19 protein-coding genes are annotated in these 23,413 nt (G+C 64.5%); 7 read left to right on the forward strand and 12 right to left on the reverse strand.

Translation table 11 applies throughout. From position 1 onward, the window contains the following. Positions 1-38: 38 nt before the first annotated feature. The gene (locus ACWA13_RS05710) at positions 39-1,418 is read right to left on the reverse strand and encodes a UDP-glucose dehydrogenase family protein (RefSeq protein ID WP_463937187.1); all 1,380 of its coding nucleotides are present in this window, start codon (positions 1,416-1,418) and stop codon (positions 39-41) included. A 1-nt stretch (position 1,419) separates the two neighbouring features. After that, a complete protein-coding gene (locus ACWA13_RS05715; protein ID WP_463937188.1) occupies positions 1,420-2,670 on the reverse strand; it encodes a glycosyltransferase family 4 protein in 1,251 nt (416 codons plus the stop codon). Between the two features lie 182 nt (positions 2,671-2,852). Between ACWA13_RS05715 and ACWA13_RS05720 the strand changes: the two genes are divergently transcribed. Beyond that, positions 2,853-3,590: a hypothetical protein gene (locus ACWA13_RS05720; RefSeq protein ID WP_463937189.1), complete on the forward strand. Its 738-nt coding sequence runs from the start codon at positions 2,853-2,855 to the stop codon at positions 3,588-3,590. An 81-nt stretch (positions 3,591-3,671) separates the two neighbouring features. After that, positions 3,672-4,997, forward strand: coding sequence for a cell division protein PerM (locus ACWA13_RS05725; RefSeq protein ID WP_463937190.1), 1,326 nt, complete (start codon positions 3,672-3,674; stop codon positions 4,995-4,997). A gap of 25 nt (positions 4,998-5,022) precedes the next feature. On the opposite strand, the gene ACWA13_RS05730 is transcribed toward ACWA13_RS05725, so the two are convergent. After that, positions 5,023-5,454, reverse strand: coding sequence for a hypothetical protein (locus tag ACWA13_RS05730; protein ID WP_463937191.1), 432 nt, complete (start codon positions 5,452-5,454; stop codon positions 5,023-5,025). Positions 5,455-5,493: 39 nt separating this feature from the next. Between ACWA13_RS05730 and purN the strand changes: the two genes are divergently transcribed. Together purN and ACWA13_RS05740 are read left to right on the forward strand one after the other, a co-directional pair. Continuing rightward, positions 5,494-6,087, forward strand: coding sequence for a phosphoribosylglycinamide formyltransferase (purN, locus tag ACWA13_RS05735; protein WP_463937192.1), 594 nt, complete (start codon positions 5,494-5,496; stop codon positions 6,085-6,087). Between the two features lie 120 nt (positions 6,088-6,207). Then, positions 6,208-7,179, forward strand: a complete 972-nt coding sequence (locus ACWA13_RS05740; RefSeq protein WP_463937193.1) for a DUF559 domain-containing protein — start codon at positions 6,208-6,210, stop codon at positions 7,177-7,179. A gap of 84 nt (positions 7,180-7,263) precedes the next feature. On the opposite strand, the gene ACWA13_RS05745 is transcribed toward ACWA13_RS05740, so the two are convergent. From ACWA13_RS05745 to ACWA13_RS05755, 3 genes are read right to left on the reverse strand one after another with little or no spacing between them, the layout of a single operon-like run. Further along, positions 7,264-8,616 carry an MFS transporter gene (locus tag ACWA13_RS05745; protein ID WP_463937194.1) on the reverse strand — a complete coding sequence of 451 codons (1,353 nt, stop codon included), beginning with the start codon at positions 8,614-8,616 and terminating at the stop codon, positions 7,264-7,266. 33 nt (positions 8,617-8,649) lie between these two features. After that, positions 8,650-9,633 carry an N-acetylmuramic acid 6-phosphate etherase gene (murQ, locus tag ACWA13_RS05750; protein ID WP_463937195.1) on the reverse strand — a complete coding sequence of 328 codons (984 nt, stop codon included), beginning with the start codon at positions 9,631-9,633 and terminating at the stop codon, positions 8,650-8,652. Next, positions 9,617-10,666: an N-acetylglucosamine kinase gene (locus ACWA13_RS05755; RefSeq protein WP_463937196.1), complete on the reverse strand. Its 1,050-nt coding sequence runs from the start codon at positions 10,664-10,666 to the stop codon at positions 9,617-9,619. Before ACWA13_RS05755 ends, murQ begins: the two co-directional genes overlap by 17 nt. Before the next feature lie 104 nt (positions 10,667-10,770). Here ACWA13_RS05755 and purH point away from each other — a divergent pair, with 104 nt between their 5' ends. Next, entirely contained in the window at positions 10,771-12,453 is a 1,683-nt protein-coding gene (purH, locus tag ACWA13_RS05760; protein ID WP_463937197.1) for a bifunctional phosphoribosylaminoimidazolecarboxamide formyltransferase/IMP cyclohydrolase, read from the forward strand. Between the two features lie 185 nt (positions 12,454-12,638). Here purH and ACWA13_RS05765 read toward each other — a convergent pair whose 3' ends face one another. Beyond that, the gene (locus tag ACWA13_RS05765) at positions 12,639-12,857 is read right to left on the reverse strand and encodes a hypothetical protein (protein WP_463937198.1); all 219 of its coding nucleotides are present in this window, start codon (positions 12,855-12,857) and stop codon (positions 12,639-12,641) included. Next, the gene (locus ACWA13_RS05770) at positions 12,841-13,812 is read right to left on the reverse strand and encodes a trypsin-like serine peptidase (protein WP_463937199.1); all 972 of its coding nucleotides are present in this window, start codon (positions 13,810-13,812) and stop codon (positions 12,841-12,843) included. The genes ACWA13_RS05765 and ACWA13_RS05770 overlap by 17 nt, the downstream gene beginning before the upstream one ends. A 282-nt stretch (positions 13,813-14,094) precedes the next feature. Here ACWA13_RS05770 and ACWA13_RS05775 point away from each other — a divergent pair, with 282 nt between their 5' ends. Next, positions 14,095-16,314 (forward strand): NADP-dependent isocitrate dehydrogenase, encoded by a 2,220-nt coding sequence (locus tag ACWA13_RS05775; protein WP_463937200.1) that lies wholly within the window; start codon positions 14,095-14,097, stop codon positions 16,312-16,314. A gap of 137 nt (positions 16,315-16,451) precedes the next feature. On the opposite strand, the gene ACWA13_RS05780 is transcribed toward ACWA13_RS05775, so the two are convergent. Next, a complete protein-coding gene (locus ACWA13_RS05780; protein WP_463937201.1) occupies positions 16,452-17,525 on the reverse strand; it encodes a Gfo/Idh/MocA family protein in 1,074 nt (357 codons plus the stop codon). 197 nt (positions 17,526-17,722) lie between these two features. Between ACWA13_RS05780 and ACWA13_RS05785 the strand changes: the two genes are divergently transcribed. Next, complete coding sequence (locus tag ACWA13_RS05785; RefSeq protein WP_463937202.1) at positions 17,723-19,237, forward strand: pectate lyase family protein; 1,515 nt, start codon at positions 17,723-17,725, stop codon at positions 19,235-19,237. A gap of 99 nt (positions 19,238-19,336) precedes the next feature. On the opposite strand, the gene ACWA13_RS05790 is transcribed toward ACWA13_RS05785, so the two are convergent. The 3 genes from ACWA13_RS05790 to mmsA are packed head-to-tail and all read right to left on the reverse strand — an operon-like array spanning position 19,337 to position 23,377. Beyond that, entirely contained in the window at positions 19,337-20,431 is a 1,095-nt protein-coding gene (locus ACWA13_RS05790; RefSeq protein ID WP_463937203.1) for a substrate-binding domain-containing protein, read from the reverse strand. A gap of 56 nt (positions 20,432-20,487) precedes the next feature. After that, positions 20,488-21,774 (reverse strand): multiple monosaccharide ABC transporter permease, encoded by a 1,287-nt coding sequence (gene mmsB / locus ACWA13_RS05795; RefSeq protein ID WP_463937204.1) that lies wholly within the window; start codon positions 21,772-21,774, stop codon positions 20,488-20,490. Positions 21,775-21,793: 19 nt separating this feature from the next. After that, positions 21,794-23,377, reverse strand: coding sequence for a multiple monosaccharide ABC transporter ATP-binding protein (gene mmsA / locus ACWA13_RS05800; RefSeq protein WP_463937205.1), 1,584 nt, complete (start codon positions 23,375-23,377; stop codon positions 21,794-21,796). Positions 23,378-23,413 lie beyond the last annotated feature (36 nt).

Consider the following 23,413-nt stretch of genomic DNA (forward strand, 5'->3'; position numbering starts at 1 on the left):
AGCATCCTTTACGGACGGGATCAAGGGTCAGCTTCACCCTAAAGCGCCGCAGAGGTCCGCGGAAGGGGCGCAGTAACACCAGCCCCGGTTCCCAGGCCGCGCACTGTCCACCCGACGGCGCGCCAGGCAGCGGCATCCAGGACGTTGCGGGCATCCAGTATCGTCCGGCGTCGCACCAGATTGCCGGCGGTGACGGGGGAGAGCGCCCTGTATTCATCCCATTCCGTCAGCAGCAGCACCAGCTCGGCACCGTCAAGCGCCCGCTGCGTTGACTGCTCAAAGCGCAGCTGCGGGAAGCGCATCCACGCGTGGTTGATGGCCTTCGGGTCCGTCACCGTCACGTGGGCGCCGGCCTCGGCAAGCTGCAGGGCAACGTCCAGGGCGGGGGAATCGCGAATGTCGTCGGTATCTGGTTTGAAGGCCGCGCCCAGCACCGTCACGGTCCGCCCGGAGACTGATCCGCCGCACAGCGAGGCCGCAATCCCGGCCGTTTTGGAGCGCTGGCCCAGGTTGATTGCATCCACCACGCCCATCCACTCCTCCACCGACGACACACCCAGTTCAAGGGCCTGGGTACGGAAACTGCGGATGTCCTTTGGCAGGCAGCCACCGCCAAAGCCCAGACCGGCGTGCAGGTACCGGCCGCCGATCCGCGGATCCATACCCATCGCCTCGCCCAGTTCGGTCACATCGGCGCCCGACGCGTCGCACAGCTCGGCCATTGCATTAATGAAGCTGACCTTCGTGGCCAGGTACGCGTTCGACGCCGACTTAATCAGCTCGGCCGTGGCGAAATTGCACACCAGGCGGGGAATTCCGGCCTGCAGCAGCGGTTCGTAGACCGCGTCCAGTGCCGCGGTGACACCGCGCGGCGCGCCGCTTACAGGATCCAGTCCGGCGTCCTTCCCGCCGTCGACGCCGTACACCAGCCGGTCCGGCACCAGGGAATCCTTCACCGCTGTGCCCTGCCGCAGGAACTCCGGGTTCCAGCCCAGCCGCACGTCCGACCGCGCCGCCAGGACCCCGCGCAACCGCTCCACCGTGCCCACCGGCACCGTTGATTTGCCCACGACGACGGCGCCCGCGGCCAGGTGCGGGAGCAGCGCCTCTGTGGCGGAGAACAAGTAGCTGAGGTCGGCGCCGTCGGACGTCTTGGACTGCGGCGTCCCCACGCACAGGAAGTGCACCTGGGCGGAGGCAGCGTCGGCGAAGTCGGTGGAGAACCGGAGCCGGCCGGTGGCACGTCCTTCCCCGAGCAGCTCTTCCAGCCCAGGCTCGAAGAACGGTGCGAAGCCGCGGCCCAGGTGGTCCACTTTGCCGGCGTCGACGTCGATGCCCACCACGGTGTGTCCCATCGAGGCCAGTGTTGCCGCGTGGACGGCACCCAGGTAGCCGCAGCCGATAACGGAAATCCTCATGTCAGTTCCTCACGTCCTGCCGGGCAAGCCGCGAGGCTGCCTCCGCCTTAGGGGAGGCCGGCCCAGGGAAGGCCGGCTTAGGGAATATGGCCGTTCGAGCTGCCGGACCGCCCAATCCGGCCACGTGCTCCTGCAGGGCGCGTCCGGCGATCACGTCCTTGTAGTGCTCCACCAGGTCGGCGCTGAGGGCGGGCCAGGTCCGGCCCTGAACCGAATCATGGGCCGCAGCCGCGAAAGCCCGGCGCTTGGCGTCATCTCCAATCAGGTCTTCCACATGGCCGCGCAACGCAGCGAGGTTCCCAGGTTCGTAAAGCCAGCCGGTGCGCGAATTCTCCACGAGGTCCAGGGGCCCGCCGCGCCCGGTCGCCACCACGGGCACGCCCGATGCCATGGCTTCCTGGATGGTCTGGCAGAACGTTTCAAGCTCGCCGGGATGGACAAAGAGGTCGAACGACGCCACGGTTCTGGCCAGCGCCTCCCCGCCCAGAAAGCCGGCAAACACCGCCCCTGGCAACGCTTCCTCAAGGGCAGCACGTTGCGGCCCGTCGCCCACGATGACCAGTTTGGTGCCAGGTATCCCGGCCAGGGCGGCCAGGTCCTCCACCTGTTTTTCGACGGCGAGCCGGCCTACGTAGCCGATGATCCGCTCACCGTCAGGGGCCACCGAAGCCCGCCAGCCGTCGTCGCGCTTGTCCGGGCTGAATCGCTCCGTATCAACCCCCCGGCGCCACATTCCCACCCGCAGGATCCCCCGGCCGCGCAGCTGGTTCAGCGCGAACGTGGAAGGCACCAACGTCCGGGTGGCCATCAGATGGATGTTCTCCACACGGTTCCACGCCCAGTTCTCCAGGAACGGAACGCCGTAGCGGGCCGCGTAGCTGGGCACCTCGGTCTGATAAATGGCCACGCTGGGGATGCCCAGCTGGTGGGCGGCCTGGACTGCCCGCCAGCCCAGCACGAACGGTGACGCCAGGTGGACAATATCAGGTGCGTAGTCGGCAAGGATTCGCTTGACCCGGCTCACACCACCCATCGCCACGCGCACGTTCGTATACCCGGCCAGCGGAACAGCGGGCACCCGGTGGATGAAGGCCCCGGTAACAACATCGGAAGCGGCTGAATCCTGGGTGGATGGTGCGATCACCAGGACTTCGTCGCCCCGTTCCTGCAGATGGTCCAGTACCCGCAGGATGGAGTGCGTAACCCCGTTCATCAGCGGCAGGAATGATTCGGCAACAATTGCGATCCTCACCCCTCCACGGTGCGATCCGGGGCTGACGAGGTGGGGGAAAGGGCGTGACGCCGAGGGAAAGCTTCGGTGAACAGCTGGCTCGGCCGGCCAGCATGCGCGTTGTTTCCGCTGTCCTTCCAAGGGGCCTATGGGCACTTCTCCCCACCGACAAACAGGGAATTCTCTGGTGGACTGGGACGACCATGACAACCCGCCGAATCCTCCGCCTCCTGCTGGCGCCAGCCCTCGTGCTGCTGGCCGCCGGCTGCAGCGTCGAGGTCCCGATGCCGGCCAACGACTCAGTCGGAATGCTCCAGCTCAGCGACCAGCGTGCAGCAGTCCCGGCACCGGCTGCCAGTCCAGCGGAAACGGACGGCCGCGGGGACACAACAGCGGAAGGTCCGGCGGCGGCAGGAGACCCGGGTGCCGTCCCGCCGTCGGGCATTCCTTCCGGAAGTCCGTCCGGCGCGGCTGGTTCAACACCGCCCGCCTCCCGGCCGCTGAACCGGGCCGAGCAGATGCTGCCGCAGGTCAACATGAAGCCGTGGGCAGGGAGCCTGCCGGTAGTGGTACAGTCGCCGGCCAAGGACATGCAGTGTTCCATCGACAGGGACGGGGCCGCCTGCTACCTGCTGACCGAGGTTGCGCCGCGGCCGGCCGACCTGAAGGGTTTGTGCACGGGAGGGGAGCAGTACTACGGCGGTTACGCAGTAGTCACCGGCCAGGCCGGGTCACAATACGGCATCTGCGGGCACGGGGTATCGCCCATGGAGCGGGAAGCTGCCGCAGGGGAGACGTTTGCCGGGCCCATGATTGACGATGGCCAGACTGTGCGGATCGGGAACATGGTGTGTGAACGCGCCCCGGAGTCCATGAAATGTGCCCACCTTCGGACCGGCCGTGGTTTCATGATCAGCGCCTCGGATTACGAGTTGTGGTAGATCGATCGATAGCCAAGAGGCTCTCCTAAGAGGTGGGTTGAAGCCCCGGCCGGGGCGTCTTCCGTGACACCATGGAAACCGATGAAACTGCGTGCTGATCAAACCGGAGACCGTGGCCTGCCCATGCCCTTGTGGCTGCAGGGAGCCCTCGAATCCGCGCAGGCAGCCATCATTTCAGCCATTCTGGTTGCTGCCCCGATCGCGCTCGTCTGGCTGACCGGCGGCTTCGCCAGCCAGCAGCCGGACGTTGTGGCCCGGCTGGCAGGCCAGGCGTGGCTGCTGATCCACGCGGTGCCGATGGAACTCGCGGCCGTTGGTGGAGCGTCCGTTGGTGGAGCGGCCACCGCTCAAGGGACCGCCGGAACCCTGTCCCTGGTTCCGCTGGGCCTCACCCTCATTCCGTTCCTGCTGGCATGGCGCGCCGGCCGCAGACTGGCCCGCGCGTCCTATACGGACCAGCTGTGGCAGGCGCTCCTGGGCTCGTGGGCCATCTATTCCGCCTTCGGGGCCGCCACCGGATTTGTCTGCCGGACGTCCGACGTCATGATCAATCTCTGGTACGCCATGCTGACGCCGCTCATCCCGTTCGCCCTGGGGATGGTTGTGGGCGCCCGCCGCGAAGCCGGCTCGTGGAGCCGGTTGATCGGCGTCGATGCCGTGGACTGGATAGCGGCCACCAGCCAGCATTCACGCTGGGCCGGTTCCTACCTTGCCTCCGCGGCAAAGGCCGGTTTCGTCGCGGTCATGGCGGCGCTGGCACTGTCCTCGGCCCTGCTGGTCGTGGACCTGTTTGTCCACTGGAACCTGATCATTTCGGTCTATCAAGCGCTCGACGCCGGTGTTGCCGGAGGTGCCGTGCTCACCATGGCGCAACTCGGCTTCCTCCCCAACCTTGCCGTGTATGCGCTGGCGTGGGTGTCCGGTTCCGGGTTCGCCCTGGGCATGGGCTCGCAACTCGGGGCGCTTGAAACCGCAACGGGACCACTCCCGTCCATTCCGCTGCTGGCCGCGATCCCGGCAGGAAGCCTGGACTACGGCTTCGTGGCTCTGGTGGTGCCGGTCCTGGCCGGAATGCTTGCCGGCTGGTGGTTCCTGCGCGAAGGTGAGAACCACTTTGACGAATGGCTGGCTATCAAGGTGGATGCCCGCTGGTTCACTGCGTCCGCGTCCACCCTTGCCCTCGGGGCGATCATCGGGGTGGTTGCCGGCGCGTTGTCGGCGCTGCTGGCCTGGATCGCCGGCGGCTCGGTGGGCATCGGCCGGCTGACGCAGATCGGCCCGGACCCGGTGTGGATGGGGATCTGGATTGCCGCGGAAGTGGGTATCGGCGTCGTCATTGGTTATGCCGCCGGGCCGTGGCTCGAACGCCGGCAACTGGTCCAGGAGGCCGGGCTACTTAACGCGTGAGCCGCCGTCGTACAGGTCTCTAAAGTCAGCGGACCTGCGCGGGCAGCGCGTCTTCCAGCTGGATCCGGCACGTCGACGCGGCTTTTTGGGTCAGTGCCGAACGGGCGCACTCCTGGTATTCGGTGATCGCCGTGAAGAACAAAGCGGATACCAGCACCAGCAGCACCATAACAGCGGAGAGCACCAGGCCGGCGATCGTTCCAAACAGCACCAGCCGGGACTCTTTCAACCTGGCCGACCGCACCAGCAGGACGATTCCCAGGGCGATGCTCACCACCGTCAGCAGGGCCGAAAGCCACAGGTAATTTACGTCCAGCTGGAAGATGAAAAACGAGCCCAGGACTGTCAGGATGAAGACCCGGAACAGGCTGTGGGTGGTCATCCGGGACGCCTTGGCAGCTTCGCTGAGCGGTTCTTTAGTGCGCGGGGAACCGGCTGGGTCCGGGGTGTTGTTCATGTTTTCCAGCCTACGCGAGCCTGCCATTAAGCTTGACCAATGCGCATCGTAGTCCTTGTTTCCGGAACCGGCTCCAATCTCCAGGCCGTCATCGACGCCGTCCAGTCGGGGGAACTGTCTGTGCAGATCGCTGCTGTGGGAGCAGACAGGCCCGGCACATACGGTGTGGAACGGTCTGCCGCCGCCGGTATCCCCACATTCGTGGTGGACTTCAAGGATCATCCGGACCGGGCCGACTGGAACGCCGCGCTGACGCAGGCCGTCGCAGCGTACGCCCCGGACGTCGTCGTGTCTTCAGGTTTTATGCGGATCGTCAGCCCGGCGTTCATCGACGCTTTCCAAGGCCGGTATCTCAACACCCACCCGGCCCTGTTGCCGGCGTTCCCCGGCGCGCACGGCGTCCGCGATGCGCTGGCGTATGGCGTGAAGGTGACCGGCTGCACGGTGCACTGGGCGGACGCCGGCGTGGACACCGGGCCAATCATCGCCCAGGAAGCTGTGGCGGTTGAGCCGGACGACACCGAGGAAACCCTGCACGAACGCATCAAGGTGGTGGAGCGGCGCCTGCTGGTTTCGACGCTGGCCGCCCTCGCCGCCGCCTCTCCCACTGCCAGCGCCGCCCCTCCCAACTAGGTCGCATTTGTTGCCCTTTACAGCGCTGTAACGGGCACCTGCTGCTACTTAGTTGGGGTGGGAGCCGAATGGCTGTGGATAACTTCTGCCGGAGAGTTCGCCTCCTGCCACCATGGGCGTATGAGAGTCCCGCAGTCGTTGCCTCCTGCCTTCGCTGACGTTCCCTTCACTTACGCTGAAGCGCTCGACGCCGGCATCACACCAGGGCGGATCCGGCGCCGGAGTATCCCGGCACCGAGCCGGGGTATCCGGGTTCCGGATCCTGCGGTTCTGGACATGAGCACAAGGAGCGTCGGCGGCGTTGTTGGGTCCGACATCGGACCGCTGGTCAGGCCCTATACGCTGATCACCGAATTCTCTGCTGCATCCCACGCCACTGCGTTCAGGCTGTGGAAGTTCCCAGGTCTGCTGGGCGGGTTTGACGAGCCGCTCATCCACATCTCACGCCCGGACCATATGGCAATTCCACGCCGTACCGGGGTCAGAGGACACCGCGGCCAGTTTTTCGCCGACGAGATTGTTACCCTGAATGGGCTTCTAGTGACCAGCCCGGTCCGCACGTGGCTGGACTGCGCGCGGAAGATGGCTATCGACGAAATCACGGTGGTTGCAGATCACCTGCTTCGGATTCCCAGGCCAGACTTCGAAAGCAGATCCGAATCTTGGGCAACGCCTGAGGACCTCGCGGAGATGTTGGACCGGCACAAGGGAACCCCTGGAATCCGTAAGGCCCGCCTGGCACTGGAAGACGCACGTGTGGGATCCGAATCCGCCCAGGAAACACGACTTCGGCTTGCACTGGGCCGTGCCGGTCTGCCGGAACCTGAGCTGAACCGGGCCGTGGAAGTCGGTGTCGACGTCGTACGTCACCCTGATCTGGCTTTCCGCGAGTACCGGGTTGCCGTTGAGTACGACGGTGAGGTGCATTCGGCGCCTGCACAAATCGTCCGCGACATTGAGCGGGAGGAAGACTTCACAAGGGCTGGCTGGTTCCTGGTACGGGTCTCGAAACGGCACATGGCCAACGATGCCCGCGCGGCCGTGGCCAAGGTGGTCAGCGCGCTGGTCAGCCGCGGCTGGAAAGCTAACTAAGTAGCATTAGGTGCCGTTTACAGGGCCGTAAAGGGCACCTACTGCTACTTAGTTGGGAGAGGAGGGAGGGGAGGGGGACGGGCGCTACTCCAGCCGCCGCTGCTTCGTTTCCGGCGAGAAGAATGCCATCCACAAAACGGCAATGACCACCAGTCCGCCCGCCAGCGCGAAGGATGTTGCCAGCCCCAGCTCGGGCCAGAAGTAGTTGGCGAACACCAGGGGACCAATGCCGGCCCCGATCCGGGAGAACGTGGAGGCCCAGCCAAAGCCGGAACCGCGCAGCTCGGTGGGGTAGAGCTCGGAGACGTAGGTGTAGAGCACCGGGATGGCAATCTGGACCACAAAGCCGAACACCAGCAGCCAGAACACTGCGGCCGAGGGGATGTCCACCACAAAGGCCACAATCACCAGGGTCAACGCGGAGAGCGGGCCCGTGATGGCAAGAATCCATTTACGGCCAACCCGCTCCACCAGCAGCGCAGCAACCACTACACCCAGAAGGCCGACGGCGGCCATGGACGCCGTGGTGATGAACGCTTTGTACTCGGCGAAGCCTGCGCCAATCAGGATCCGCGGCATCCAGGTCAGGGCCAGGTAATAAACCAGCAGGATGCTGAAGAACAGGCCCCACGAGGCGGCGGTGATTTTCCAGTTGAACGCCCATACAGCCCGCAGCTGCGTCCAGGCGCTTCCTGGCGAGAGCCGGGGGACAGACTGTGCGTCCGGCAGGCTGTACGCGCGGGGAGTGGCGCCGGTTGCCTTGACCAAGCCGTCAATGACCTCGGCCGCTTCCTCCCGGCGGCCCTTGCGGATCAGGAACAGCGGGGATTCCGGGACGCTGCGGCGGACCCAGAACACCAGCAGCGCGGGCAGCACCATGACCAGCATGGTGTACCGCCAGTCGGCGAACACGGCCATCAGTCCGGCCGACACAAAGCCAGCCAGAGCAGCGCCGATGGGCCACCAGCCGTCCATGGCTGTCAGGACCTTGCCGCGCTGCTTCCGCGGGGTGAACTCACCCACCAACGCGTAATCCACCGGAATGCAGCCACCCAGCCCGACGCCGGCCATAAACCGGAAGATGCAGAACCAGACGAAGTCCGGGGAGAACGCGCCCAGCACGGTGAAGAGCGAGAAGATCAGCAAGGTGGCCGAAAACGCCTTTTTGCGCCCGATGGTGTCCGCGATGGTGCCCCACACAAACGCGCCCAGAGCCATGCCAATCAGATTGGACGTCGCGACCCAGCCGGCCTCACCCGGGGTCAGCGACCAGTGGCTGGACAGCAGCGGAATGAGGATACCGTTCAGCGTCACATCCCAGGCGTCGAACATAAAGCCGAGCCCGCCGATCAGGAAAATCCGCCCCTGAACCTTCCAGCGCCACGGCAATTCCTGGACAACCTGCTCACCACTGGGAACCGCGGTGTATGTGTTCATCTAAGCCTCCTGAGAAAACCCTAGCGCGAAGCCCTAGATGCGAGGATTCTGCTCGATGGCCTGGCGCAGGAAGCCGCCCGCCCGTTCCAACGCAGAAACTGCCTGTTCGGGCTCGACGTCCGCCAGCAGGACCAGGATAGCCGCCTTCACTGAACCTCCGACGGCGTCCAGCGCCTCTGCGGCAGCACCCGCATCTACGCCGGTCGCTGCTTGGACGGTGCGCTGGGACCGGGCCCGCAGCTTGGCGTTGGTGGCCTGCAGATCTACCATGAGGTTGCCGTAGGTCTTGCCGAGTTTCACCATGGAGAGCGTGCTGATCATGTTCAGCACCAGCTTCTGTGCGGTGCCGGATTTCAGCCGGGTGGAGCCTGCCACGAACTCCGGACCCACCACCACCTCGATCGCAACGTCCGCTTCCTGCCCTATTGCCGAGCCGGGATTGCACGCCAGCCCAACCGTAAAAGCACCGCGGGCGTTCGCTTCCCTGAGCGCGCCGATCACGTACGGAGTCCTTCCGGACGCGGAGATTCCGACGACGGCATCGCCTGGTCCCGCACCCGCCGCGGTTATGTCCGCAGCCCCCGCGTCGGCGTCATCTTCCGCGTTTTCCACCGCCTGCTCCACGGCCTTGCGGCCACCGGCGATAATCCCCACCACCATCTCCGGCGGGGTTCCAAACGTGGGCGGGCACTCACTGGCATCCAGGATGCCCATGCGCCCGGCAGTCCCGGCACCGATGTAGAAGAGCCGTCCGCCCTGCGCCAGCTTAGCGGCGACGGCGTCCACGGTACGGATGATGTCCGGCACCGCCAGCCCGACGGCGGCAGGAACGCCGGCGTCCTGCGCGTTCATCGATGCCACCAGCTGGGCTGTGTCCATGGTGTCCAGCCGGCTCAGCTCCGGGTTGGCGGCCTCGGTCTGCAGCCCGGCGAGCTCGGCGCGCAATGCGGCCAGCCCGTCGGCCGGGGCAACGGGTGTTCGCTCAGGGAAGCCAGCGGTTTCAGGATTTTCGGTCACGGTGGATGTACCTTTCGTGGAGCAGTTCGTTCCGGGTCGCGGCCAGGGCAGCACCGGCCAGTCCGTCGCCCTGGGCTGGTATGACGCCGATTCCCGCGTTATTAAGGTCGGCGGCCAAGCGTTGGGCAAAGTAAGGGGAATCCACGACGCCGCCCAACAGCGCTACGTGCCGCAGAGTGCTGTCCGCGATGGACCGGCCGACAGTTTCTGTGAGGTGCCGGCAGGCTTCGGAGATGATGTGCCCGGCCACAGCATCCCCGGACTCTGCTTCGGCCAGGACAAAAGGTGTGAAGCCGGCCATGGCCCGGTACGGGTTTTCCTGGCCGGCCAGCCAACCTGGTAGCTGGCTCAGCGCCGGGCGTTCAGGGCCGGGTATCCCGGAGCCTTCAGGACCGGAGCCTGCTACGGCTGAGCCGAGATACTCCACGGCGAGGCGCTCCAGAGAAGTGGCCGGGCCGCCGTCGTATGCTTCCAGCGCCGCGGACAGGCCCCGCTGGCCGATCCAGCGGCCGCTGCCGCGGTCACCAAGCAGCGGACCCCAGCCGTCGCCGCGGTGCAGTACCCCGGCATTGCCCTGCTGCGGATCACCCTCGAAGCGGAAGGACACTGCCCCGGTGCCGACGATCAGGATGGTGCCGGCTCCGCCGTCGAGCGCCCCCAGATGAGCGGCCGTTGCATCGGAGAGCACCGCGGCGGGGGCCTGGAAATGCAAGGCGAGCAGGCCGGCGAGTTCCCGGGACTGCGGCGTGCTGGCCTCTACGCCGGCCACCGCGGCACCCACCCCGGCAAGCCTCCCGGCCAAAGAACCAGTATCAGAGCCGGCGCCGTCCAGCTGCCCGGCGGCACTGGCAATCAGCCGGAACGCGGCCCCGGCGCCGCCGGAGATTCCCAGCCCGGCGAAGCCCTCAGCGCCTGCACTGCCCAGCACCGTGGAGGAACCAGTGGAGGAGCCTGCGGCATCAACAACCCGCAGCTCCACGCGGCAGCGGCTCTTGCCAATGTCCGCCACCAGCACCAGGGGTTCGCTTGTCATTCACCCACCTTAGGGGGTGTGGGCCGGGGGATCCCGGCAACACGATAAACTGGGCGCATCCCCACCACCCGCGGCCGCAACCGCGTAAAACGACGGAGACTTTTGTGAGCTTCACGCAGCTTGACCGTGTTCCCATCCGCCGGGCCTTGATCTCGGTCTACGACAAGACCGGTCTGGAGGAGCTCGCGCAGGGCCTGCACGCAGCTGGCGTTCGAATTGTTTCCACCGGTTCCACGGCCAAGAAGATCGCCGCGGCCGGGATCCCGGTCCAGGAAGTCGAAGAAGTCACCGGCTCCCCGGAAATGCTGGACGGCCGTGTCAAGACGCTGCACCCGCGCGTGCACGGCGGCATTTTGGCGGACCGCCGCGTCCCTGCGCACATGGAAACCCTGGCCGGTATGGAGATCGAAACCTTCGACCTCGTGGTGGTGAACCTGTACCCGTTCGTGGAGACCGTCAAGTCCGGCGCAGGCCAGGACGACGTCGTCGAGCAGATCGACATCGGAGGCCCGGCCATGGTGCGCTCGGCCGCGAAGAACCATGCCGCCGTCGCCATTGTTGTGGACCCCACTTTCTACGGCGATGTGATAGCTGCCGCACAAGAGGGCGGCTTTGACCTCAAGACCCGACGCCGGCTGGCAGCCAAGGCCTTCGCCCACACCGCAGCCTATGACACCGCCGTAGCCACCTGGACCGCCACCCAGTTCCTGGACGAAGACGGCGACGGCATTATCGACTGGCCCGCCTATGCCGGCCTGTCCCTGGAGCGCTCCGAGGTTCTCCGCTACGGCGAAAACCCGCACCAGCAGGCCGCACTGTACGTGGACAAGGCCGCTCCGGTTGGCATCGCCCAGGCCGAGCAGCTGCACGGCAAGGCCATGAGCTACAACAACTTCGTCGACGCCGATGCCGCCCTCCGTGCCGCCTTCGACTTCTCCGAGCCTGCAGTTGCGATCATCAAGCACGCCAACCCGTGCGGTGTGGCTGTTGGTTCCGCGGACGCCGCGGATCCGATCGCTGACGCACACGCCAAAGCCCACGCCTGCGATCCTGTCTCCGCTTTCGGTGGCGTCATTGCCGCCAACAGCACAGTCACCGCCGGCATGGCCCGCACGGTGGCCGGCATCTTCACCGAGGTTGTCATTGCCCCGGACTTCGAGCCCGAAGCCGTGGAGATCCTGTCCAAGAAGAAAAACATCCGGCTGCTGGCCCTGCCCGAGGGTTACGGCCGCTACCCGGCTGAAATGCGCCAGGTTTCCGGCGGCATGCTGGTGCAGATGACGGACAAGGTGGACGCCGACGGCGACAGCCCCGCCAACTGGACCCTCGCAGCCGGGAAAGCGGCGGACGAGAAGACCCTCGCAGACCTCGCTTTCGCGTGGACCGCCTGCCGGGCCGCCAAATCCAACGCCATCCTGCTGGCCAACAACGGCGCCGCTGTTGGCATCGGCATGGGACAGGTAAACCGCCTGGACTCCTGCCGCCTCGCCGTTGAGCGGGCCAACACGCTGGGCGTCAGCGTTGAGTCCGATGCTGCTGCCGGCAGCGACACCCCGGGCGGTGCGTCCAATGCCGACGCCACCGATGCTCCCCAGCGCGCCCGCGGTGCTGTTGCCGCTTCCGATGCGTTCTTCCCGTTCGCAGACGGCCTGCAGATTTTGATCGACGCCGGTGTCCGCGCAGTGGTTCAGCCTGGCGGTTCCGTCCGTGATGACGAAGTCATCGCTGCAGCCAACGCCGCCGGCATCACGATGTACTTCACCGGCGCCCGGCACTTCTTCCACTGACCCCACCGCCTCCCTCACCTCGCTTCGCTCGGTCAGGGAACCCTCGGCGGCGTGGGCCCACCACCGCCTCCCTCACCTCGCTTTGCTCGGTCAGGGAACCCTCGGCGGCGTGGGCCCAGCCCACACGTCAACGGCGGCTGCCCCCGAGAAGGGGACAGCCGCCGTCGGGCATTATGGGAAGCGGTTCAGTCTCCGGTGGAGTCCGGACCGTCTTCCGTGCGTGGCCGGTCCCGGTTTTCGGGCCGCACCTCGCGGGGCACTGCTTGAGCCATCCGTTCCGGCGTCCAGTACTCCCGTACAGCGTCCGGGTCCTGGTCTGTCTCGCTGGAGGTCACATCGCTGGAACCGGCAGGGACATTGCGCTGGAACGGCTTGCGTCGCTGGTGGTCAGGCTGCGGCTGCATTGGCGTAAACCTGCTGGATGGCCGTTCCCCAGTACGGGCCGTACATGGTGGTGGACCGGGTGCCGTAGCCGTAGCTGTTGACGGAGTTCTGGTAGCCGGAGGAGTTGGTTCCGATGAACCACGGGCCGCCTGAGGAACCGCCGGTCATGTCGCACGGGATGCCCTGGGTGGTGCCGCCGGGGTTCACGGTGTCGTTAATCGCCTTGCCGGTGCAGCTCTTCAGTGACTGTCCATCGAAGGGGCTCGCGGCCGGGTAGCCGTACGCCTTGTAGGTCAGGCCGCGGGCGGCGTTGAACTGGACTCCGGAGGCGCCAACGGTATCGGAAAGCGTCTGGCCGTTCAGGGGCGCGACGACGGCGAACCCGGTGTCGTACTGGATGTCACCGTTGGAGCTCCACGCCGTGGGGGCGTAGAGCGCTCGTGCGGCCCACTTTCCGTAGGGGGCTGCGCCGTTGAGGTAGGCGGGGACGAAAACGAAGTTGCTGGCAAACGCTCCCGGGCCTTCGTTGAGGCAGTGTCCGGCGGTGGACACGGTGCTCTCATTCGTGGACGCCACTGAGTTGCCTGAGCAGACGTAGTTCTGGCCGCCCAGGGTGAAAAACACCTTGCCGATGTGCGAAACCGGGCTTTCACTGGCGTTCAGCACGGTCTTGCCGGGGGCTGCCTTGCCGTCCACCTTGCTGTTTGTGCCCTTCTCGACTGCTGTCCCACCAGAAGATCCCCGGCTGCGCTCCACTGCCTTGGCTGCCAGGACATCGCCGGGAACGGCGGATTTCATCCGCTCCGGCGTCCAATAGTCCGCGGCCGCCGTCGTGCTTTCAACAGTGGTGCTGGTGACGGAGGGTTGCTTGTCCGTTGTTGGGGGTGCCGCCGTGGCGCCACCTGCCGAACACAAGGCGAGGATCGCGGCAGTGGACAGGCTGAGCAGGCTGGTTGCCAGCATCTTGGAAGTCATAAGGTTTCCTGACTGTTAGGTGCGGCGGCCATCTGGATGGGTAGGACCGCCGCGTGATGGACAGAATCTATCCCAGTGTGACAAGCCTGTAAATAGTAGTGACATCTCATGTAATTGCATGTGGGTGGGCTGGACCGGACGCTGAGCGGCCTCGGAACGCGAGTAACGTCACGTGATTAAGGCCATCGAACGGGCGTCTGCGGGGCCCGCTCGGGTAAGTTATACGTGGTGCATTAAGACCGGATTTCCATCTACAGCCGACCTCCAGGGAGACGCCCGCGCATGTCCAAGATTATCTATACGCACACCGATGAAGCGCCGATGCTCGCCACGTATTCATTCCTTCCGATCATCGAGGCCTTTGCTTCCACTGCGGGTGTGGCGGTGGAGACCCGGGACATTTCTCTGGCTGGACGCATCATTGCCGTCTTCGGTGACTACCTGACCAAGGAGCAGCAGCTGGGCGACGCCCTGGCCGAACTTGGCGAGCTGGCGAAGACGCCGGAAGCCAACATCATCAAGCTCCCCAACATCAGCGCTTCCATCCCGCAGCTCAAGGCAGCGATCGCCGAACTCCAGTCGCAGGGCTACCAGCTCCCGGACTACCCGGACAACCCGTCCTCGGACGAGGAAACGGCCATCCGCTCGCGCTACGACAAAATCAAGGGCTCCGCCGTGAACCCGGTCCTGCGTGAAGGCAACTCGGACCGCCGCGCGCCACTGTCCGTCAAGAACTACGCCCGCCAGAACCCGCATTCCATGGGCGCCTGGACCCCGGACTCCAAAACCAACGTGGCCACCATGAACAAAGACGACTTCCGCTCCAACGAAAAGTCGCTCGTCATCCCGGCCGATGGCACCATCTCCATCCAGCTGGTCCGCCAGGACGGCAGCGTCAAGGTGCTCAAGAAGGACTTCGCCGTCCTCGAAGGTGAAGTCATCGACGGCACCGTTATGCGCGCCGCTGCCCTGGATGAATTCCTCAAGGCCCAGGTCGCCCGCGCCAAGGAAGAGGGTGTGCTGTTCTCCGCCCACCTGAAGGCCACCATGATGAAGGTCTCGGACCCCATCATCTTCGGCCACGTGGTCAAGGCCTACTTCTCCGAGCTGTTCGAGACCTACGGCAAGCAGCTTGCCGCTGCGGGCCTCAGCCCCAACAACGGCCTGGCCGCCATCCTCAGTGGCCTGGAGGAACTCCCCGAAGACGTCCGCGAAGGTGTCCAGGCGCTGATCAAGAAGGGCCTCGAAGAAGGCCCCGCCCTGGCCATGGTCGATTCGGACAAGGGCATCACCAGCCTCAACGTCCCCAGCGACATCATTGTGGACGCCTCCATGCCTGCCATGGTCCGCAGTTCCGGCCACATGTGGGGCCCGGACGGCAAGGAAGCCGATACCCTGGCGGTCCTCCCGGACAGCTCCTACGCGGGCATCTACCAGGTTGTTATCGACGACTGCCGTGCCAACGGTGCCTTCGATCCCACCACCATGGGTACCGTCCCCAACGTTGGCCTGATGGCTCAGGCTGCAGAGGAATACGGCAGCCACGACAAGACCTTCGAGATCCAGGAAGCCGGCAAGGTCCAGATCCTGGACGGTTCCGGCAACGTCCTGGTGGAGCACGAGGTCTTCGAGGGCGACATCTGGCGCGCCTGCCAGACCAAGGACCCCGCCATCCGTGACTGGGTCAAGCTGGCCGTAACCCGCGCCCGCGCCTCCGCGACGCCCGCAGTGTTCTGGCTGGATGAGACCCGCGCGCACGACGCCCAGCTGATCGCCAAGGTCCGCGAGTATCTGCAGGACCACGACACCGAGAGCCTGCAGATCGAGATCATGTCCCCGGTGGATGCCACAGCCTTCACCCTCGAACGCATCCGCAAAGGCCAGGACACGATTTCGGTTACGGGCAACGTGCTCCGGGACTACCTCACGGACCTGTTCCCCATCCTGGAACTGGGCACCAGTGCCAAGATGCTCTCCGTCGTTCCGCTCATGAACGGTGGCGGACTGTTCGAAACCGGTGCCGGTGGATCCGCACCCAAGCACGTCCAGCAGCTCCTGAAGGAAAACCACCTTCGGTGGGACAGCCTGGGCGAGTTCCTGGCGCTGGCCGTCAGCTTTGAGCACCTGGCCAGCACCACGGGCAATGCCCGCGCGCAGATCCTCGGCGACACACTGGACAAGGCCACCGGCACCTTCCTGCTGGAAAACAAGTCACCAAGCCGCCGTGCCGGCGAGCTGGATAACCGCGGAAGCCACTACTTCCTGGCCCGCTACTGGGCCGAAGAGCTGGCCAAGCAGGCGGACGACGCCGGCCTGGCCGCCGCGTTCTCTTCGGTCGCCGAGGCACTGGGCAGCAACGAAGACGCGATCGTCGGCGAGCTCGCAGCGGTCCAGGGATCCCCGGTGGATATCGGGGGCTACTATCACCCGGACATTGCCAAGGTAGCCGCCGTTATGCGTCCGTCGGAGACCCTGAACAAGGTCCTCGCAACGCTCAGCTAGCAGGTAGTCGGCGCGGATATTCCTCCGTGACACGCGAAAGCGCTGGTGACGCCCGAATTCCGGGAGCCGCCAGCGCTTTTGCGTGTGCCGGGGTGCTTTGTGCGCGGATGAACGCAGCCGCAGTCAGCGCCGGGCCATCAGTGCTGGTCGTTCGGGTAACTGGTTCCAAGCTGGGCCCGCACGCCGTCGAAGAGGCGCATGGTGGCCAACGTGTCCTCCAGCGGCATCACCGGGCTTTCGGTGAGCCCCTGCTGGATGCACCGGGTGACTTCACGGAGTTCGTACGTGTAGCCCTTGCCCACGATGTCGAACTTTTCAGTCCGCCGGTCGCCGTCCCAGCCGATGGATACATGGATTTCCCTGGGGTTGTTGATGGAGCCAATCGCCTGCAGGTAGCCCTGGCTGCCGGACACGGTGGCGGTCCGCGGGCCGTGCGCCAGGAGTGAGGACGTGAGCTGCGCCTGGCCGCCGTGGTGGTAGCCGAGTGTGAGTGCATTCTGGGCGTCCACGCCGTCATCGTTGACAAAGCCGGAGGCGCTGACCGTCTGGGGGAAGCCCATAGTGCCAACCGCCCACAGCAGCGGATAGACCGTAATGTCCAGCAACGCTCCGCCGCCGTCTTCCTTGGCCCACAGCCGGGCGGTAGGGGAGTACGGCGCAGGGAAGCCCAGGTCCGCGCTTACCCAGTGCACATCGCCCAGTTCGCCGGAGGCAGCAATCTGGAAGGCCCGCTGCATGCCGGGCACGAACCGGCTCCACACCGCCTCCATCAGGAACAGGTTTCTGGCCCTGGCCAGGTCGATGAGCTCACCGGCTTCCCGGCCGTTGATGGTGAAAGCCTTCTCGCAGAGCACGTGCTTTCCGGCGTTAAGCGCGGCCTGGACAATCTCGTAATGCTGGGCGTGCGGTGACGCCACATAGACCACGTCTACGGCGTCATCGGCGAGGAGCCTGTCATAGCCGTGCACGCCGCCGTCGTTCCCGTACGCCGTTGTGAAGCCCAGCTTCGAGGCGAATTCGTCCGCCTTCTCCTGGCTGCGGGAGCTGACAGCGTAGAGTTCCGCGTCGGACAGCAGTGCCAGATCCGCAGCCACAGCATTGGCAATGCTCCCGGTGGCGATTACGCCCCAACGGAGGGTACGGCCCGTGGCGGAACGCGGGTCCTGGTCCGCTTGGCCCGAAAGCCATGGCGTTGCAATAGGTGAAGTCATGCGCTTATCTTGCCACTACATGCCGGGTTGTCCCGGAACGGTAAGAAGCGGCGCTGGAAACCCCTTGACATAGTTGTCACAACGGACGTAGAAATGAAGCGTCACCAGAGAAAGCGTTTTCTCACCGACAGGTCTCCAACCCGAACACCCGCACCCACAAGGCATGTGGTTTATTTGGCATGCCGGAAAAAAGGCCAATGACGTCCCTGATCCGCAAAACTCCACCATCCCCACAGCCGCTTTCCCTCCCGACGTTCCGCAAAAAGACGGCGGCCTGGGGAGCGGCCTGCACCACCGTAGCCCTCGCCGCCGGGCTGGCACTCGCAGCGCCCGCGGCTGCCTGGCCCGGCGGGGGCATCATTGGTCCCGACGACGCCGCACCTACCGGTTGGGCCGCCGTCGACGGTGTCACCAACGGCGGTGCCGGCGCACCTGCCGCGAACCGGTATGTGGTGGAAACCTTCGCCGAACTGAAGACCGCCCTGGCCAACCATGGCGAACCCAAGGCTCCGAAGATCATCTACATCCGCGGCACCATCGATGGAAACCAGCGGCCGGACGGCCGCATCATGGGCGAGCAGGACTACGCGCCCGGCTACGACATCCACAAATACATGTCCTGCTTCGGGCCGGAGGGAAAGACCTGGAGCGACCAGACCTTCGATTACTGTAAGTCCCAACGCCAGCTCCGGCAGACCGGCAGCAACAACATGAAACGGCAGATCGAAGTGAGCCTGCCCTCCAACACCTCTATCATCGGGCTCGACGGCGACGCCGGATTCGTGGGGGCGAATATCGTGATCCTCAGTGCCACCAATGTGGTGCTGCGCAACGTCAGCGTGGAGGCGCCCGTGGACTTCTTCACCAGCTGGTCACCCGACGACGGCGCCCTCGGTGCCTGGAATGCACGGTTCGACGCCGTCTCTTCCGTGACCTCGAATCATCTGTGGATTGACCACGTCACGCTGAGCGACGGCCGGTACCCGGACAGTGAAGCGCCGATCGGCTTCCACGGCAAGCCAGCCAACCGGCACGACGGTCTCCTGGATCTCAAGGACGGAACGGACTACGTCACCGTCTCCAACAGCCGGATCATGAACCACGACAAGACCATGCTGCTGGGCTCCGGCGACGAGCACGTGGGCAAGGACGGCGGGAAGTTGCGTGTGAGCTACATCGGCAACCTGATGGAGAACATCCAGCAGCGCGGGCCGCGGGTCCGCTTCGGCCAGGTGCACGTGCTCAACAACTATTTCGTGGGCAGCACGGACCACCCGGACTATCCGATGATCAGTGAGGCCCAAGGCGGCAGCAGCTACTTCCTCGGTGCCGGCTACGACTCCCGGATCTTCTCTGAGAACAACGCATTCGACTACACCGGCCCCGGTGCAGATCCGTCAGTGGCTGTCAGCAGCTATAACGGCCACCGGTTCTTCGACCAGGGGTCCTGGTATAACGGCGACGACGTGGACCTGAACGCGATCGCAGAGTCATCATTCGAAGCGAACAAGGCCAAGGCCCTTGCCGAAGCCGCGGAAGACGGCACCGTGGCTCCGGACTGGGCCGCTTGGGACTTCAGCACGGACGTGGGCTGGGACCCGGCCTCCTTCTACGACTACAAGGCCTTCACGGAGTATGAATCAGTAAAGGACCACGCACTGAAATTTGCCGGCACCGGTGTGCTGAAGGTCAAGGCACCGGCGGGCAGCTAGCCCTGCCGCCTACTTCAAGCAGCAGAGCCCGGCTTCCCCGTGAACAATTCACGACGGGGAGGCCGGGCTCTTCTCCGGGTACTGCCTAAGGGCTGATTGCTACTTGGTCAGCGGTCCCAGGATCGGATCATCAACGTAGGCCGTCTTCACGTTGGCCGAGGTGACGATCACCGGTTCCAGCAGGTAGGCCGGAACGCGCTTGAATTCGTTCTTGTAGTTGCGGTTGTCATTGATCTCCAGGGCCAGGCCAACCTGGAGGTCCTTCACCATGGTGACGGCGTGCTCCACCAGTTTGCGGGTGTCCTTGTTAATGGTGGAGTACTGTTCGGCGGCCAGGATGGATTTGACGGATTCAACTTCCGAATCCTGTCCGGTGACCACTGGGACGGACTTGCCGGCGCTCTTGACCGAGGTGATGATGGCCCGTGCCAAGGTGTCGTTGGGGGAGAGCACGCCGTCCAGCTCACCGGAGGCGTAGCTGCCTGAGAGCAGCGAGTCCATCCGGCGCTGGGCGTTCTCCGGCGTCCAGCCCTGGGTTACGGCGGTCGTGAAATCGTCCTGCCCGGACACAACCTTGAGTGTGCCGTCATCGATCTTGGGCTGGAGCACGCTCATGGCACCGTCGAAGAAGACTTTCGAGTTTGCGTCATCCGGGGAGCCGGCGAAGAGTTCAACGTTGTAGGGGCCTGCCTTCTTGGCTGCCATCCCCTCAAGCAGCGCCTGGCCCTGCAGTTCGCCAACCTTGAAGTTGTCGTAGGCGACGTAGTAGTCGATCGCCTTCGTGTTGGTCAACATGCGGTCGTAGGCGATGATGACGGCGCCGGCGTCCTTGGCCTGCTGCAGCTGGGTTCCCAGCTGCGCGCCATCCACGGCACCGACCACAATAACCTTCGCGCCGGAGGTGATCATGGTGGAGATCTGGTTCTGCTGCTCGGACACGCCATTGTTGGCAAACTGCACGTTCGGCTTGAATCCGGCCGAGGTGAGGCCCTCGTTGAACAGGGTTTCCGCCAGGGTCCAGTTCTCGCTGGTCTTTTTGGGCAGCGCGACGCCGATCACGGAATCCTGCGGGAATCCGGAGAGCGCGGTTCCCGGCTTCGCCGCTGCAGCGTCGACGTCGGACCGGCCGCAGCCTGTCAGCGTCAAGGTGGTGACAGCCGCGAGGACGGTCAGGGTTTTTGCGAATTTACGCATGTGGATTTCTCTTTCTTCGGTCCAATGGCGACCAGCTGTACGGCCGCCGTCGCGGTCTATTTAGTGGTCCCTGCGGGTTCGGGAACGATGACCTCGGAGGTCTTGGTGACTTCCGTGGCTGTGGTGGCCGGTTGGTTCGAGCGCAGACCGTTCATCATCATGCCGATCAGCGAGCGGCGTCCCTGGCTCTTGTTGTACACGTCGATGGCGACGGCGATCAGCAGGACGAGGCCCTTGATGATTGACTGCATGTCCGCCCCGACGCTGAGCAACTGGAGGCCATTGTTGAGGACGGCCATCACCAGGCCGCCAACGATTGAACCGATGACGGTGCCGACGCCGCCGCTGACGGCCGCGCCACCGATGAAGACGGCTGCGATCGCATCAAGTTCCCAGCCGACGCCGTCGGCCGGGCCGGAACTGGTAGACCGGGCCACGAACATCATGCCGGCCAGTGCCGCCAGGATCGACATGTTCATCATCACCATAAAATTGACCTTCTTGGATTGGACGCCGGAAAGCTCCGCCGCGTGGCGGTTGCCACCCACTGCGTAAACATGCCGGCCCAGGACGGTTTTGGTGGTGATGAAGACATACAGGGCAACCAGGCCCACAAGGATGAGTCCGGAGACGGGAAATGAGGTTCCGTAACGGCCAGTCGAGAACAGCCACGTGACGTAGAGGATGGCAGCTGCCAGGAGGGTCAGCCGGGTGACGGGAACCCAGATCGGATCCGTGATGGATCCCGTGCGGGCCTCAATGCGCCGGGTGCGGAACTCAGAGAACACCACGACGGCGATCAGCAGGAAGCCGAGGATCACAGTGGGAGCGTTGTACCGGGCGAACTCACCAATTTCAGGCAGGAAGCCAGCGCCCATGACCCGGAACTCATCAGGCACGGGAACCGTGAGGGAGTTGCCGACGAACTGGTTCAGGCCACGGAAAAGGAGCATGCCCGCCAACGTGACGATGAAGGCGGGGATACCGACGTAGGCAACCCAGAAGCCCTGCCATGCCCCGATGACGGCGCCGAGCACCAGCCCCAGCACGATGCCCATGTACCAGGGGATGCCCCAGTCACGCATGGCAATGGCCACGACGATTCCGACGGCGGCCGCGACGGACCCCACCGAAAGATCGATGTGGCCGGCGATGATCACCAGAACCATCCCGATAGCCAGCACCAGGATGTAGGAGTTGCCGTTGAACAGGTTGATCATGTTGGTCGGCGTCAGGACTTTTCCACCCGTGAAGAACTGGAAAAACAAGACAAGCGTCACGAGGGCAATGATCATGCCAAACTGGCGGGTGTCACCGCCGAAGATCCTTTTTAGTGCATTCATAATGATTCCGTTCTGGGGCTTATGCGATGTGCGCAGTGGGAGCAGCGTTGGTGCCGTTGCGGGGAACTGAGGTCATCAGGCGCATCAGGTTTTCCTGGCTGGCCTGTTCTTTATCCAGGACCCCTGTGATGGTGCCTTCAAAGATCGTGTAGATGCGGTCTGAGAGTCCAAGCAGTTCGGGTAGTTCGGAGGAGATCACGATGACGGCCTTGCCCTGCTGGGCCAGCTGCTGGATGATGCCATAAATCTCGTACTTGGCGCCAACATCGATGCCCCGGGTGGGTTCGTCGAGAATGAGCAGATCCGGGTCGGTGAACATCCATTTGGCCAGCACAACCTTCTGCTGGTTTCCACCGGAGAGCTTGGCAACGCCTTCGTTGACGGTGGGGGCCTTGGTCCGGAGGCTCTTCCGGTAACCCTCGGCAACGGTGAATTCCTCGCGCTCGTCCACCACGAGTCCCTTGGTGATGGCCTTGAGGTTGGCGGACACAGTGGTGGTCTTGATGTCATCCAGCAGGTTCAGGCCCAGGCTCTTGCGGTCTTCCGTGACGTAGGCGAGTCCGGCCTTGATGGCCTGCGGTACGTTCCGGATGTGGATTTCCTTGCCGTTCTTGAAAACCTGGCCGGAAATGAAGTTGCCGTAGGACCGGCCGAACAAGGACCGGGCCAGTTCGGTGCGTCCTGCCCCCATCAGCCCGGCAAAGCCAACAACCTCCCCCCGGCGTACCGTGAAGCTCGCGTTCTTGCAGACCAGCCGATCCGGCACCTGGGGGTGTCCCACTGTCCAGTTACGGACCTCGAACAGGACTTCCCCGATGTTGGGGACGTGCTCGGGGAACCGGGACTCCAGGGACCGGCCCACCATGCCTTTGATAATCCGGTCCTCGTCCACACCGTCAGCCTTGACGTTGAGGGTCTCGATGGACTTGCCATCCCGGATGATGGTGATTTCATCAGCGATCTGTTCGATCTCGTTCAGCTTGTGCGAAATGATAATCGAGGTGATGCCCTTGGCCTTCAGGCCCAGGATCAGGTCAAGCAGGTGCTGGGAGTCGGATTCGTTCAGCGCTGCCGTGGGCTCGTCCAGGATCAGGATCTTCACGGACTTGTTCAGCGCCTTGGCGATTTCCACCAATTGCTGCTTGCCGACGCCGATTTCCTTGATGGGGGTATCGGGGTCGTCGCGGAGTCCCACCCGTGCCAGCAGGTCAAGGGAACGACGGCGGGCTTCCGCCCAGTCGATGACCCCGCGCCTGGCGGGTTCATTGCCCAGGAAGATGTTCTCGGTAATGGACAGTTCCGGGATGAGTGCCAGTTCCTGGTGGATGATCACAATGCCTGCGGCCTCGCTGGCACGGATGTCCTTGAACCGCTGAACCTCGTTTTGGTACACGATGTCACCCGAGTAGGTTCCGTAGGGGTAAACGCCGGAGAGCACCTTCATCAAGGTGGACTTCCCGGCCCCGTTCTCGCCGCAGATGGCGTGGACTTCGCCCGCCTTCACCTGAAGGTTGACGTTCGCGAGGGCCTTCACGCCGGGGAATTCTTTGGTGATGGAACGCATCTCCAGGATGACGGGGTCTCCGTGGGTTCCTTGGGACATTGCCGTAGCGCCTCCAATGTATGACTTCGTTGTCGC

It is taken from the genome of Pseudarthrobacter sp. TRD_SC_9 (genome assembly GCF_055361265.1).